This window comes from Flavobacterium sp., assembly GCF_040402895.1.
In the GTDB taxonomy this organism is placed as follows: domain Bacteria; phylum Bacteroidota; class Bacteroidia; order Flavobacteriales; family Flavobacteriaceae; genus Flavobacterium.
Map to the genome: position 1 here is coordinate 44,293 of NZ_JBBALR010000005.1, position 15,187 is coordinate 59,479.

At 31.9% G+C, this 15,187-nt stretch carries 14 protein-coding genes; 8 read left to right on the plus strand and 6 right to left on the minus strand.

Features of this window, described 5'->3' with window-relative positions:
• Positions 1–131 precede the first annotated feature (131 nt).
• Together ABWP60_RS05925 and ABWP60_RS05930 are read left to right on the plus strand one after the other, a co-directional pair.
• Positions 132–515 carry a hypothetical protein gene (locus tag ABWP60_RS05925; protein WP_353149897.1) on the plus strand — a complete coding sequence of 128 codons (384 nt, stop codon included), beginning with the start codon at positions 132–134 and terminating at the stop codon, positions 513–515.
• Between the two features lie 206 nt (positions 516–721).
• Positions 722–1,426 (plus strand): ABC transporter ATP-binding protein, encoded by a 705-nt coding sequence (locus tag ABWP60_RS05930; RefSeq protein ID WP_353149900.1) that lies wholly within the window; start codon positions 722–724, stop codon positions 1,424–1,426.
• A gap of 7 nt (positions 1,427–1,433) precedes the next feature.
• On the opposite strand, the gene dapF is transcribed toward ABWP60_RS05930, so the two are convergent.
• Entirely contained in the window at positions 1,434–2,213 is a 780-nt protein-coding gene (dapF, locus tag ABWP60_RS05935) for a diaminopimelate epimerase (RefSeq protein ID WP_353149902.1), read from the minus strand.
• 243 nt (positions 2,214–2,456) lie between these two features.
• Here dapF and ABWP60_RS05940 point away from each other — a divergent pair, with 243 nt between their 5' ends.
• Positions 2,457–3,842: a trypsin-like peptidase domain-containing protein gene (locus tag ABWP60_RS05940; protein WP_353149904.1), complete on the plus strand. Its 1,386-nt coding sequence runs from the start codon at positions 2,457–2,459 to the stop codon at positions 3,840–3,842.
• Positions 3,843–4,001: 159 nt separating this feature from the next.
• Entirely contained in the window at positions 4,002–5,450 is a 1,449-nt protein-coding gene (locus ABWP60_RS05945) for a glyceraldehyde-3-phosphate dehydrogenase (protein ID WP_353149907.1), read from the plus strand.
• A 65-nt stretch (positions 5,451–5,515) separates the two neighbouring features.
• On the opposite strand, the gene ABWP60_RS05950 is transcribed toward ABWP60_RS05945, so the two are convergent.
• The 4 genes from ABWP60_RS05950 to ABWP60_RS05965 form a co-directional block, all read right to left on the minus strand.
• A complete protein-coding gene (locus ABWP60_RS05950) occupies positions 5,516–6,958 on the minus strand; it encodes an APC family permease (RefSeq protein WP_353149910.1) in 1,443 nt (480 codons plus the stop codon).
• A gap of 100 nt (positions 6,959–7,058) precedes the next feature.
• Positions 7,059–8,099 (minus strand): endolytic transglycosylase MltG, encoded by a 1,041-nt coding sequence (gene mltG, locus ABWP60_RS05955; RefSeq protein WP_353149913.1) that lies wholly within the window; start codon positions 8,097–8,099, stop codon positions 7,059–7,061.
• 5 nt (positions 8,100–8,104) lie between these two features.
• The gene (locus ABWP60_RS05960; protein ID WP_353150229.1) at positions 8,105–8,632 is read right to left on the minus strand and encodes a GNAT family N-acetyltransferase; all 528 of its coding nucleotides are present in this window, start codon (positions 8,630–8,632) and stop codon (positions 8,105–8,107) included.
• Between the two features lie 29 nt (positions 8,633–8,661).
• On the minus strand, positions 8,662–10,224 hold the full coding sequence (locus ABWP60_RS05965; RefSeq protein ID WP_353149916.1) for an NAD(P)/FAD-dependent oxidoreductase: 1,563 nt from the start codon (positions 10,222–10,224) through the stop codon (positions 8,662–8,664).
• A gap of 95 nt (positions 10,225–10,319) precedes the next feature.
• On the opposite strand from ABWP60_RS05965, the gene ABWP60_RS05970 reads away from it, so the two are divergent.
• Complete coding sequence (locus ABWP60_RS05970) at positions 10,320–10,571, plus strand: hypothetical protein (protein WP_353149919.1); 252 nt, start codon at positions 10,320–10,322, stop codon at positions 10,569–10,571.
• A 54-nt stretch (positions 10,572–10,625) separates the two neighbouring features.
• On the opposite strand, the gene recQ is transcribed toward ABWP60_RS05970, so the two are convergent.
• Entirely contained in the window at positions 10,626–12,821 is a 2,196-nt protein-coding gene (recQ, locus tag ABWP60_RS05975) for a DNA helicase RecQ (RefSeq protein WP_353149922.1), read from the minus strand.
• Positions 12,822–12,941: 120 nt separating this feature from the next.
• Here recQ and ABWP60_RS05980 point away from each other — a divergent pair, with 120 nt between their 5' ends.
• From ABWP60_RS05980 to ABWP60_RS05990, 3 genes are all read left to right on the plus strand, one after another.
• Entirely contained in the window at positions 12,942–13,907 is a 966-nt protein-coding gene (locus tag ABWP60_RS05980) for a KpsF/GutQ family sugar-phosphate isomerase (protein ID WP_353149925.1), read from the plus strand.
• 84 nt (positions 13,908–13,991) lie between these two features.
• Entirely contained in the window at positions 13,992–14,822 is an 831-nt protein-coding gene (gene tatC / locus ABWP60_RS05985) for a twin-arginine translocase subunit TatC (RefSeq protein WP_353149927.1), read from the plus strand.
• A complete protein-coding gene (locus ABWP60_RS05990) occupies positions 14,822–15,166 on the plus strand; it encodes a carboxymuconolactone decarboxylase family protein (RefSeq protein WP_353149930.1) in 345 nt (114 codons plus the stop codon). Before tatC ends, ABWP60_RS05990 begins: the two co-directional genes overlap by 1 nt.
• Positions 15,167–15,187: the final 21 nt, after the last annotated feature.

A 15,187-nucleotide genomic window follows, 5' to 3' on the forward strand; every position in this document is an offset into this window, starting at 1 on the left:
AAAACGAACACGGTGTGCACTCGCCTTTTGTGTTTGATTTGGTTACGAAATGTTTTTACAATAAATCGAAATATCCAGAATACTCGCATCTAAAAAACTCCTCAAATAGAAATCGATTATTAATAAGAATCGTGCGGTATTTTGAACCTAAAACTATTTTAGAAATTGGAAATGCAAATGAATTAAATTCCATTATACTCTCTTCAGAAATAATCTCATTTGAAGATTTTCAAAAAAATATTAATGCTAGCAATGAAAGCACTTTCGACTTCATCTATTTCAACAAAAATGAGTATCAAAAATCAACTTTAGACTATTTTGAATGGTTATTACCTACTGTGACGAACGATTCCGTTTGGATATTTAATGACAATCATAAATCCATTAAAAATGAAAATACTTGGGAAATCATAAAAAAACATCCTAAAGTAAAAGTTACGATTGATGTATTTCATTTCGGAATGGTGTTTTTTAGAGCTGAGCAAGAAAAAGAACATTTTGTGATTCGAGTTTAATTGACGGAAACACAGATTTCAAAGATTATACGGATTTTATAAAATTTGATAATTGTTATTGTTATTGATTTTTGTAATTGTTATTGTTATTGATTTTTGTCATTGATATTGTTATTGATTTTTGAATTAAGTTGTAACAAAATCATGTTTTCAACTACTTATGAATTGTAGTAATTACTGTAAACTAAAAACTGCGACTGAAAACTATGAAAACTCCAATAATAGACATTAAAGGTATTACACGTGATTTCCAATTAGGAAGTGAAACGGTAAATGTATTAAAAGGAATCGATTTAGTAATAAATAAAGGGGAATATGTGGCACTTATGGGCCCATCTGGTTCTGGAAAATCGACTTTAATGAATATTTTAGGTTGTTTAGACACACCAACTTCAGGAAGTTATATTTTAAACGGAAAGCAGGTTAGTGAAATGCACGATGACGAATTAGCTGAAATTAGAAATAAAGAAATTGGTTTCGTTTTTCAAACATTTAACTTAATGCCCAGAACAACAGCTTTAGACAACGTAGCATTACCAATGGTATATGCAGGTTTTTCAAAAGAAGAAAGAAATAAACGTGCTACAGAAGTTTTATCACAAGTAGGCTTGGCAGACAGAATGGATCATAAACCAAATCAGCTTTCAGGTGGACAGCGTCAGCGTGTGGCTGTTGGAAGAGCTTTGGTAAACAAACCTTCAATCATTTTAGCCGATGAACCAACAGGAAATTTAGACAGTAAAACTTCCATAGAAATTATGAAATTATTTGGCGAAATTCATGCCAATGGAAATACGGTAATTTTAGTAACACACGAAGAAGATATTGCAGCTCACGCGCATAGAATTATTCGCTTACGTGACGGAATTATTGAAAATGATTTTCAGAATAAAGAAATTGTTGCTTATTAAAAGTAACTTATACTTCGATACTACCCGCAAAAACCAATTCTGCAGGACCTGTTAAGAATACATTTTTATACTCATCATTTTCTAGCACAAAACTAATGATTAGCTTTCCGCCTAATACATTAATATGAATACGATTCGCTTCTGTTTTATGAGTAGCATGCATAGCAATTGCCACGGCAGTAGCACCCGTTCCGCACGATAACGTTTCATCTTCCACACCTCGTTCGTAAGTACGGACTGAAAAAGTGTCAGTATTTTCTTGCTCAACAAAATTTATATTACAACCCGAAGCGTCATACAGATCAGAGTATCTTAACTTTTTACCTGTATTTTTTACATCAAAATCTTTTAAATCTGAAACTAATTGCACGTGATGAGGCGATCCTGTATACACAAAAACATGGGTATTAAAATGTTTTACTTCGGTTACATCTATCATTTGAAGTGCAATTAAATTGTCTTCAAATTTCGCAAAATGATAGCCGTCTGAAGCTTCAAAATGAGCTTCCTTATCAATAATACCTAATTGTTTTGCAAAGGCAACTAAACATCGTCCTCCATTACCACACATAGTACTGGTACTACCATCGGAATTGTAATACACCATGGTAAAATCGTATTTTTCGTGATTTTCTAATAAAATTAAACCATCGCCTCCTATGCCAAAACGTCGGTCGCATAAAAATTCAATTAGTTTGGTATTATTTTTGGGAAAAGTGTTTGTACGATTATCAATCATAACAAAATCGTTTCCTGTTCCTTGGTATTTGTAAAATTGTATTTGCATAGTACAAATATATTTATTTTTTTGCAGATAATTGCATTAGGGATTGTAGCGGCATCCTTTTTATTTTGTTCCTTGAGGCACTCGAAAGGAACAAAATAAAAAGATATAGCGAAAAGCCCGACCTGAAAGGAAATGCTCAAATGCTAAAAAGATGTTAAACATTGTTAATCGTGCGTTAAACGAAAATATAATTTAAAAAACCTATTTATATTTACAGAGTAAAAAAATAAAAAAATGAACAAAATGAAAAATTTAGGAAGTCTATTTATTGTATCATTAATGAGTGGTGCCGTTACTTTGGGTGCCTATACATTCATTGAAAACAGAAAAAATGAAAGTGATTCATTTATTACCACTTCACCAAACTATAACAAAGCGGTAAGTTACAACGGAGCTGAAAATATTGATTTTACAACTGGTGCCGAAAAAGCCATTCATAGTGTAGTACACGTTAAAAATGTTTCGGTGCGAACGTTTACAGATCCATGGGCATCCTTTTTTTACGGAGGGGGTACACAACAACAAGAACAAATAGGTACTGGATCTGGTGTAATTGTTTCAGAAGATGGTTATATTGTAACCAATAATCATGTAATACAAGATGCTAACGAGCTTGAAGTAACTTTAAACAATAACAAAGCGTACAAAGCAAAATTAATTGGTACAGATAGCAAAATGGATATTGCTTTACTAAAAATAGACGCTGATGAGAAGTTACCATTTATTGTTTTTGGAAATTCTGATAATATTAAAGTAGGGGAATGGGTTTTAGCGGTAGGTAATCCGTATCAATTGAATTCTACTGTAACAGCAGGTATTATTTCAGCAAAAGCTAGAAATTTAGATAAAGCAAGTATTCAATCGTTTATTCAAACCGATGCAGCAGTAAACCCTGGAAATAGCGGTGGTGCTTTAGTAAATACAAATGGAGAATTGATTGGAATAAATACAATGATTTCTTCACCAACAGGAAGTTATGCAGGATATTCATTTGCCGTTCCGTCTAATATTACTAAAAAGATTATTGAAGATTTAATGAAATTTGGTAATGTACAACGCGGTATTTTAGGTGTTGAAGGCGGCGAATTAAACGCAGAAGCTGCCAAAAAATACGGAATTAAACAAACGGAAGGATTTTACGTAAACAAAGTCAATAAAAATTCTGGTGCGGAAAAGGTTGGCATAATAAAAGGAGATGTAATTTTAAAATTAGATGATACTAAAATTGCTTCATCCGCAGAGATGGCAACGGTTATCAACACAAAAAGACCAAATGATATTGTTAAAGTTACCTTGTTAAGAGATGGAAAAAACCTTGCTTTAAATGTTCCATTAACAAAAAAAGAATTGATTGCTTACGAATTTAATGGAATTGAATTTGAAGAGTTAGATGCCAACGATAAAAAACGATTTAATTTAAAAAGCGGCATAAAAATCAAACAAGTAACCAATGAAGATTACATGGAATATGCTGAAGATTTAAAAGGTTCTATCGTAACACAAGTGGATAATATGCGAGCAGTAGATATGGAAAGTGTATCTGCATATTTAGCCAAAAAAGAGACAACTGAAAAAACTCGTTATCAAATTATAGCAAAAAACGGACAGATGTATCGCATCTTTTTATAAAAATCTAAATGTATTTTAAAATTCGCAAAGTAGTATTTATTTTGCGAATTTTTTTGTTTTTCATCTAAAAAATCACTCGAAAAAAAATCATAAAAAACTTTACGAAAACGATTGAAATCTATACTTTTGCATGAAATTAGTAACACAATCTTTATATTAATGAACAACAACACCATTTACGAAAAAGAAGTAGCTTTTCAGGCAGACAGAAGAAAAGCGTGTGTAGAATTTGTAAAAATTATAAGCGATTTATGGTTTGACAAATCTATTGAATTGGTCTTATTTAGAAATCAATTAATTGACAGAAATGTTTCTGACATTATCAACTTACACGAATATGCAGTTGCTTTTGTAGAAAAACCAATCAATATTTTTGATAGCGTAGAAATTGCAAGAGCTATAGAAAATTTAGATTTACCACCATCTCGAATAGATATTGGAAAATTAACCTATGAATATCATTTAGAAGATGATAAATATAATGACGCAAAAGCGTTTGTAATTGACAAATTAAAATATGCAAAAGACACATCAGAAATTGTACCAAAAGATGTTGTTTTATATGGTTTTGGTCGTATTGGTCGTTTATTAGCTCGCGAAATGATGAGTAAAATTGGTAAGGGACAACAATTACGTTTACGTGCGATTGTAACTCGTGATAAAAATGATGCGATTTTATTAGAAAAAAGAGCCTCATTATTACGATACGACTCAGTACATGGAGATTTTGAAGGCTCGGTAGTTGCCGATCCCGATAACAACGCCTTAATTATTAACGGAACTACAGTACATATTATAACAGCAAATTCTCCAGAAGAAATTGATTATACCGCTTATGGAATTAATGACGCTTTAGTAATTGATAATACGGGCGCTTTTACAACCGAAGAAGCTTTAGCAAGACACCTAACCTCTAAAGGAGCAGATAAAGTATTATTAACCGCTCCAGGAAAAGGCGTTCCAAATATCGTATATGGAGTAAACCATGAGGATTATAACCCAGATGAAGTACATATTTTCTCTGCGGCCTCCTGTACCACAAATGCGATTACACCAATTTTAGCCGTTGTTGAAGAAACTTTAGGAGTAGTAAAAGGACATTTAGAAACCATTCACGCCTATACAAACGACCAAAATTTGGTAGATAATATGCATAAAAAATACCGTCGCGGTAGAGCTGCGGGTTTAAATATGGTTATTACGGAAACCGGAGCTGGAAGTGCCGTAGCTAAAGCATTACCAAGTTTAGCAGGAAAACTAACTTCGAATGCAATACGTGTTCCTGTTCCAAATGGTTCTTTAGTAATATTGAATTTAGAGGTTTGCAGAACAACATCTATACAAGAATTAAACAATATTATGAAAACCTATGCTTTAGAAGGGAATTTAGTAGAGCAAATAAAATATTCTTTAAACAATGAATTGGTTTCTTCAGATATTGTTGGAACCGCTCAGCCCTCTATTTACGATAGTAATGCCACTATTGTTTCTGGAGATGGAAAAAACATAATACTATATATTTGGTACGATAACGAATATGGATATAGTCATCAAGTAATACGATTGGCAAAATATATTGCCAAAGTAAGACGCTATGTGTATTATTAATATTTAGTAAAAAAATATTGAATCCGTCCCAAATACATTTTGGAACGGATTTTTTTTTATTTAAATTATCTGTTTAATTTGTTTTGTGTGAAATAATAAATTGGAATTCCTAGTAATACGATAAATAAGCCTAAGCCCGTATTTTTAGTATCATAAATTAATAATATAATACTTATAATTGATATCAGTATTATATATAAAATTGGCACAAACGGGTAACCAAATGCTTTATATGGTCTTGGCGCATCGGGTTCTCGTTTACGAAGTATGAAGATGCCATAAATTGTTAAAACATAAAATAATAAGTTGGCAAAAGTAGCATACGTTAGTAAATCGCCATACTTACCAGACAAACATAAGATCGATGCCCAAATACATTGCATCCAAAGTGCTTTTTCTGGTACTTGATTTTTATTTAATTCTCCTGCGCTTTTAAAGAACAAGCCGTCTTTACTCATTGCATAAAACAAGCGTCCGCCTGCTAATATAAGGCCCGAATTACAACCAAAAGTAGAAATCATAATTAAACCTGCCATTATAAAAACGCCTGCGTTTCCAAATATAACAGAAGCAGCGCTTGCTCCTAGCCTATCTTCATTAGCATATTTAATACCTTGCCCTAAAAAGTCATTTGCTAATGGATTTCCATCTAATGGTAATAATGAAAAATAAGCCAAATTGGCTAATAAATAAATTATTGTAACTATTAGAGTTCCTAAAAATAAACTTTTGGGGATGTTTTTCTGTGGCTCTTTAATTTCTCCAGCTATAAACGTAATATTATTCCAAGCGTCAGAAGAAAATAATGAATTAATCATAGTAAAACCCAACATACCGATTATTGCAAAGCCAGTTAATACTTCTGTTGTGATTTTGCCATCAACAATTGTTGTTTTTGAAGCGGCCCACATATCTGTAAAATTAGAAGCTAAAGTATCGGATTGCAATCCAATATATAAACCAAAAACAATTAATGCAAAAAGAGCAAACAATTTAGCCGCAGTAAAAATAAATTGCAGATTTTTTCCTGTTTTTACACCTTGATTATTAATTATTGTTAGTATAACAATACTCAATATAGCTAATAGTTGTTGATATTGAATTTTATAAGTCCCAATTTCTAATACATTCTCACTTAAAGTTGGAAAAAAAATAGCCGTGTATTTAGCGAAAGCAACTGCTACAGCTGCAATTACTCCCGTTTGAACCACTGTAAATACTGTCCAACCGTATAAAAACGACATCATTTTGCCATACGCACGCTGAATATATACATATTGCCCTCCCGCTTTTGGCATCATACCGGCTAATTCGCCATAACTTAATGCTGCGGCAAGCGTTAGAAACCCTGTTAAAATCCAAGCTAATAAAATCCAACCCGCACCACCAATATCTCGAGCCATTATTGAGGTTACAATAAATATTCCAGAACCTATCATTGAACCTGCCACTAAACTAGTTGCATTTAACAATCCCAATTCTTTTTTAAATTCAGTTTTATTTTCCATATAAAGTATAGTTTTGATAAAGATAAAAAAAGAAAGTAATGAAAATAAAAAAAGGTGTAAAATTATACATTCTACACCTTTTTGTAATTTACACTAAGTATTATCTTTTATAATTCTGCTTTTTTACCCAATCTGCATATTTAGCAGCCACTTTTAAATGCGCATTATAATCTGTTGCAAATTCGTGATAACCAAATTTTTCTACACTGGCACAGAAATATAAGTAATTGTGTTTTTCTGGATTTAAAACTGCATCAATTGCCGAAACATCTGGCATAAAAATAGGGCCTGGCGGCAAACCCGTGTTTTTATATGTATTGTAAGGAGAGTTTACTATTAAATCGTTGTGCATTACACGCTTTACTACTAAGTTCCAATCATTAGATTTTTGTTTTAAAGCAAAAATTACAGTCGGGTCGGCTTGTAATGGCATATTTTTAAATAATCTATTCAAATAAACGCCCGCTACTTTTGGTCTTTCATCTGCTTTTGCCGTTTCTTTATGAACAATTGAAGCTAATGTATATACTTGAGCTGGCGTTAAGTTTAAAGCTTTCGCTTTCGCTAATCTGCCATCATTCCAAAATCTTTTATATTCTTTTGTAAGTTTTTCTGCAAATTCTTCAGGAGAAATATTCCAATAAAATTCGTAGCTATTTGGAATAAAAAACGACATTACATTATCTTTATTTAAACCATTTTCTTGTAGAAAAGTATCATTTGTGAAAATTTCTTTCAATTTTGTAGTATCTGGTTCAATTTGCGAAGCAATTCGAACAAATAAATCTTGTACTTTTTCTTGATTATTGAAGGCTAATTTTACAGGAATATTCAATCGCAACGCACGAACAATACTAAAACTACTCATGCCTTTTTTTAATAAAAACTTACCCGCTTTTACATTTGAATCATAGTCTCTTTTTGATGCTACCCAATCTATTTTAGCTTGATTTTCAATATAAGGCGCTAAAATTTTCTTTACATCTTCGTATTTTGAATCCGTTGGAACATATACAAATACTTCCTCTTCTTCAAATTTTGTATTTCCAGTAAATGCTTTATTAATTACGTATCCACCACTAATTATTAGTATTGCAGCCCCTACACTAATGATCCTTAAGAATAATTTTTTTGCTTCCAAGATTTTTATTTTTCGTTTATGAATTGAAAAAGTACCTCATCTACGAAAGTACCATTTATTTTGCACCAATCTTTTTTAATTCCTATTTTTTGAAATCCAAAATTACTAAAAAGCTGTAAACTAGCTTCATTATTTACAGTAATATTTGCAAATAATTGATGTAAATTTAAATGCGTGAAAGCATAATTTGTAATCAATTGCAAGGTTTCTTTTCCAATACCTTGATTTCTAAAGTTTTCTGAAATAATAATTCCAATTCCAGCACGACTATTTTTCGCATCAAAATCAAATAAATCTATGCATCCGACTTTTTCGTTGGTTTCTAAAAAAACTATTACCAATCGTAACTGTTTGGCTTCATAAATATCCAGATGTGCGTTTTCTAAATAGTGCTTCAATACCCATTTACTGTAGGGTGTTTGCGTATTGCTTACTTCCCAAATAAATTCGTTGTTTTCTATTTCGTATAGAAAATCTAAATCTTCGGGTTCGAGAGCTCGTAAATGAATATTTTGTCCTTTTAATGTCATAATTAATTTTTTACCTAAAAAAGATATGCTTTTTAAACTTTCAATGCTTCTGCAATTTTTAAAGCACATTTTTCACCATCAATGGCGGCAGAAATAATTCCACCTGCGTAACCCGCGCCTTCTCCGCAAGGATACAATCCTTTGATTTGAACGTGTTCTAATGTATTATTATCTCTTGGTATTCGAACGGGTGAGGATGTTCTACTTTCTGGCGCATGCAAAATGGCATCATTAGTAAAATAACCTTTCATGGCTTTTCCGAAGGCAGAAAAACCTTCGCGCAGCGTTTGTGTTAAAAACGTCGGAAAAACTTCACCTAATTCTACAGATGTGGTACCAGGAACATATGAGGTTTTTGGGATGGCTGCCGAAACTTTAGCTTGTGTAAAATCAATCATTCTTTGAGCGGGAACTTTTTGTGATTTTCCAGCTAATTGCCATGCTTTTTGTTCAATAGCTTTTTGAAATTCCATTCCTGCTAAAGGTCCAAATTTTTCAAAAGGCTTAAAATCTTCCAAACGCAATTCGACTACAATTCCAGAATTGGCAGTGGCTTGATCTCGTTTACTTGGACTCCAACCATTTGTAACCACTTCACCATCAGCAGTGGCACAAGGCGCAATTACGCCGCCTGGACACATACAAAATGAGTACATACCACGTCCACTAACTTGTTTTACAATGGAATAAGGTGAAGGTGGTAAAAATTCGCCACGGTAATCGCATGAATATTGAATTTTATCAATCAACTCTTGTGGATGTTCTGCTCGAACACCTAATGCAAATGGTTTTGCTTCAATAAAAATATCTTTTTTATGAAGCAATTCAAAAATATCACGAGCAGAATGTCCTGTTGCTAAAATAATTTTTTTAGCATAAATCGTTTCTCCTTTTTGAGTTACAATTCCGTCAACTTCATTATTTTTAACTAAAATATCGGTAACTCGAGTTTCAAACAAAACTTGTCCGCCACATTCGATAATTTTCTCTCGAATATCTTGAATAATTTGAGGTAATTTATTAGTTCCTATATGTGGATGTGCTTCTACTAAAATTTCATCTGTTGCACCGAAAGCTACTAACAATTTTAAAATTCTATCTACATCGCCACGTTTTTTTGATCGTGTATATAATTTTCCATCCGAATACGTTCCTGCGCCGCCTTCCCCAAAACAATAGTTGGAATCGGCATTAACAATTCCGTCAACATTTATGGCTTTTAAATCTCTACGTCTGCCTCGAACATCTTTACCTCGTTCTACAACTATTGGTTTTAATCCTAATTCTATTAATTGTAAAGCTGCAAATAAACCTGCAGGTCCTGCACCAATAACAATAACTTCTTGCTTATTCGAAACGTTTGGATAATTGGGCAGTTCTATTTTAGATTCAGTAAATACTTCATCTTTAAAATAAATATTTAGTTTTAAATTGAATTTTATAGCTTTTTGACGCGCATCAATAGAACGTTTGAGTATCACAATTTTTTGTAAATCGAATACGGAAGTTTGCACCAATTTAGAAACATATTGATATAACATTTGTTCGTTATTGGCCATTTCTGGAGAAACTTGAATAAGTAGTTCGCGAGGCATTAATTATAAACTTAAATTATTAAGCAAAAGTACGAATTTAATTATGGAATAGAAATCAATTTGAAAAGTGCTAAAATGATTTGTAACTTTGCTGAATGAGACAAATTAAACTAATTTGGGATTTTCGAGGACAAGCTGCTGCTAAAACAGCGGAACATCATGAAATTCATTTGAAAGAATTTTTAGATAAAGAAAATTACAAGCTAAAAATTACTGGCTTTGAAATTTTTAATGAAATGTACGCTATTGCTTATTTAGTGGTAGAAGAAGCCGATATGATTGCTTTTAGAGATGCCTTACGGCCTCATCGAGGAGAAGTTTATTTAGTCGAAAGTCGAAAGTCTTAAAGTCGAAAGTAAATCCATAAGTTACTTTATGACGTTCGACTTTTGACTACATTTTTAATTCGCTACTTCACTTATAAATTTAATTCGCATCAAACGCAATTCTTCAGTATCATATTCACCGTCAAATTCTTTTAATGCGTTTTCTATGTTGTCTGATTCAGATTCCATAAAATAATCGTGAATTTCTTCTTGCTGCTCTTCATCTAAAATTTCATCAATCCAATATTTGATATTTAATTTGGTTCCAGAAAACACAATTTGTTCCATTTCTTTAAGCAAATCGTCAAATTTTAAACCTTTAGCGGAAGCTATATCATCTAAGGCTAATTTTCTATCTATATTTTGAATAATGTACAATTTATTTATGGAATTGGCTCCTGTAGATTTCACCACTAAATCATCTGGGCGAATAATATCGTTTTCATCTACATATCTTGAAATCAATTCAATAAACGGGTTTCCGAATTTTTTTGCTTTACCTTCTCCTACTCCGTGAACATTACTTAATTCTTCAATTGTAATTGGGTATTTTAGCGCCATATCCTCTAAAGAAGGATCTTGAAATACTACAAAAGGAGGAACATTGTTCTTTTTGGCTTCTTTTTTTCGTAAGTCTTTAAGCATTGACATTAATACTATATCGGCGGTACCTGTAGCTTTTGCTGCGGCAATAATATTTTCATCTTCTTCTTCGCTAAATTCATGATCTTCTGCCACCATAAATGAATACGGTTTGGCAATAAACTCATTTCCAGCTTGAGTTACTTTTAAAACACCATAACTTTCTATGTCTTTTGAAATTAATCCCGCCACTAAAACCTGACGAATTAATGCCATCCAATACTTTTCGTCATGAGCGGCACCACTACCAAAAGTCTTTAATGCATCTATTTTTTGTGCTTTAATAATGGCATTAATTTTACCTACTAAAGCCAATATAACTTCCTTAGATTTAAATAACTGTTTCGTATCGATAATTACTTCAAGCAAAGTAACAATCTGATTTTGAGCTTCAGTTTTAACTTTTGGATTTCGAACATTATCGTCCATATCTGCACCTTCTCCATTAACTTCGTCAAATTCTTCTCCGAAGTAGTGAAGTAAATATTTTCTTCTTGACATAGAAGTTTCTGCATACGCTACCACTTCTTGTAATAAAGCATAACCAATTTCTTGTTCAGCAATTGGCTTTCCAGACATGAATTTTTCTAGTTTTTCAATATCTTTATAGGAATAATAGGCCAAGCAAATTCCTTCGCCATCATCTCTACCAGCCCTACCTGTTTCTTGATAATAACTCTCTAATGATTTTGGAATGTCGTGATGAATTACAAATCGCACATCTGGTTTGTCGATACCCATACCAAAAGCAATGGTTGCAACAACTACATCAACATCTTCCATAAGAAACATATCTTGATGCTTGGCACGTGTTTTCGCATCTAAACCTGCATGATAAGGCACTGCGGAAATTCCATTTACTTGTAAAACTTGAGCAATTTCTTCCACTTTTTTTCTACTTAAGCAATAGATAACTCCTGATTTTCCTTTGTGTTGCTTAATAAATCGTATAATATCACCTTGAACATTTTTTGTTTTCGGTCGTATTTCGTAATATAAATTTGGTCGGTTAAAAGAAGCTTTAAACGTATTGGCATTCGGCATATCTAAATTTTTCAAGATATCTTCTTGTACTTTAGGCGTAGCCGTTGCGGTAAGTCCAATAATTGGCACATCACCTAATTGCTTAATAATACTTCTTAAATTTCTGTATTCTGGTCTAAAATCATGTCCCCATTCAGAAATACAATGTGCTTCATCAATGGCTACAAATGATATTTTTACAGTTTTTAAAAACTGAATGTAATCCTCTTTTGTTAATGATTCCGGAGCTACATAAAGCATTTTAGTTTTTCCAGATAAAATGTCTGCTTTAACCTGATTTACTTCAGTTTTGTTTAACGAAGAATTTAATACATGAGCAACACCAACATCTGACCCCATACTTCTAATGGCATCCACTTGATTTTTCATTAAAGCAATAAGCGGAGAAACCACAATAGCCGTTCCGTCTAAAACCAATGCAGGTAATTGATAACATAATGATTTACCACCACCAGTTGGCATAATTACAAAAGTGTTATTACCAGAAATAATACTTGTAACTACTTTTTCTTGTAATCCTTTAAATTGAGAAAATCCAAAGTATTTTTTTAACTCTTTGTATAAATCTATATTCTGTTCTTTCATGAAATAATGGGTTGGACTTATAAACACATAATTTTGACAATTATTATTTGAATTTTGTCTAAATTTGCAATCATAAAGATACAACTATTCTTTAAAAACAAAAATATAATTCATTTAATTTTGAATACAACAGAAACTATCTTAGAAAACGCAAAGCAATCTATACTATCACAAAGCGAAAGTATTGCGAAACTTACTCAATATCTTACAGAAGATTTTGCCAAAACTGTACAACTTATTTTTGAATCTAAAGGAAGATTAGTCGTAACTGGAATTGGAAAAAGTGCCATTATTGCTCAGAAAATTGTAGCTACATTAAATTCTACGGGAACACCATCTATATTTTTACATGCTGCAGAAGCCATTCATGGCGATTTAGGAATGATTCAAAATGGCGATCTTGTTTTATGCATTTCAAAAAGCGGAAATAGCCCCGAAATTAAAGTTTTGGCGCCAATTATCAAAAATTTTGGCACTACATTAATTGGAATGACAGCTAATCCAAGTTCATTTTTAGCTACTTCTTCCGATTTAGTTTTATTGGCACATGTAGATGATGAAAGCTGTCCACTTGGTTTAGCACCTACAAATAGTACTACTGCGCAATTGGTTTTAGGCGATGCTATTGCCGTTTGTTTGATGAAATTAAGAAATTTTCAGGCAGAAGATTTTGCTAAATATCATCCAGGTGGTGCCTTGGGCAAAAAACTACTATTGCGTGTAAAAGATATGTTAGACACTACACACGCGCCACAAGTAGCTCCAAGTGCTTCTATAAAAAAAGTAATTATGGAGATTTCCGAAAAACGATTAGGCGTTACCGCTGTTGTTGAAAATGGGGTTGTAATCGGAATTATTACAGATGGTGACATAAGAAGAATGTTGACAGATAGAGATAATTTTTCAGATTTAACTGCTCAAGATATTATGACAAAAAATCCAAAATCAATTGCTTCAACGGTTTTGGTTGCTGACGCTTTAGATGTATTGGAAGATAATAAAATTACACAATTGATGGTGATTGATAATGGAAGCTACAAAGGCGTATTGCATGTTCATGATATTTTAAAAGAAGGAATTGTTTAAATAGATTATAGATAAAAGACTAAAGATCATAGACAAAAAGTCGTGTTTAAGAAATAATAATCAATTAATGGCAATAAAAAATTAATGGCAAAAAAGAACAAAAAAAACATTAACGAAATGACTTTTTTAGATCATCTGGAGGAATTAAGATGGTTGTTAGTAAGAAGTTCTGCGGCTATTTTAACAGGTGGTGCCATAGCTTGGTTTTTTAACGATTTTATTTTTAAGACTATTATTTTCGGACCTATGAAAGGTGATTTTATTACCTATCAGTTTTTTTGTGATTTGGCAAACAAATACGATTTAGACAAAAGTTTTTGCGACACTACATTAAATTTCAGCATTCAAAATACCGAAATTGAAGGACAAATATCTTTATTAGTTTGGACGTGTATTACAGCAGGATTTATCATTAGTTTTCCATATATATTATTACAGTTTTGGAATTTCATTAGTCCAGCTTTGTATAAAAAAGAAAAAAGAAATGCGGTAAAATTTATATTTATTTCCTCATTATTATTCTTTTTAGGTGTATTATTTGGTTATTTTGTTTTAACACCATTATCATTAAATTTTTTATCAACATTTACCGTATCTGATGTAATTAAAAACGACATTAATGTAAATTCCTATATCGGAACCGTAAAAACCACTACTTTAGCGACTGGTTTAATTTTCGAATTACCTATAATAATTTATTTTTTATCTACATTAGGATTAGTAACACCTTCTTTTTTAAGAGAATATAGAAAATGGGCATATGTAATTATCTTAATTATAGCCGCAATAGTAACACCACCAGATGTAATTAGCCAAGTTATAGTAACTATACCGCTAATTATACTTTACGAAATTAGTATTTTCATTAGTGCTTTTATTTTTAAGAAAAACAACAAATCCATAACCACAACATAATGAGTGATTTAATTTCTGAGTTTAACGACTATCGTGATAAAATGAATGAAAAATTGTTAGCAGATGACAATAAAGTAATAAAAAGAATTTTCAATTTAGACACCAACGCATACAGCGAAGGTGCTTTAGATGTTAAGACTAAAGAATTATTAGGATTGGTAGCTTCTGCAGTTTTACGTTGTGATGATTGCATTAAATATCATTTAGAAACGGCCTACAAAAACGGAGTAAACAGAACAGAAATGATGGAAGCTATGAGTATTGCTACTTTAGTTGGTGGTACAATCGTAATTCCGCATTTGCGAAGAGCTTATGAGTTTTGGGAAGCGTTAGAAAATAATTAGTCCATTTGAAAATTAATCAAT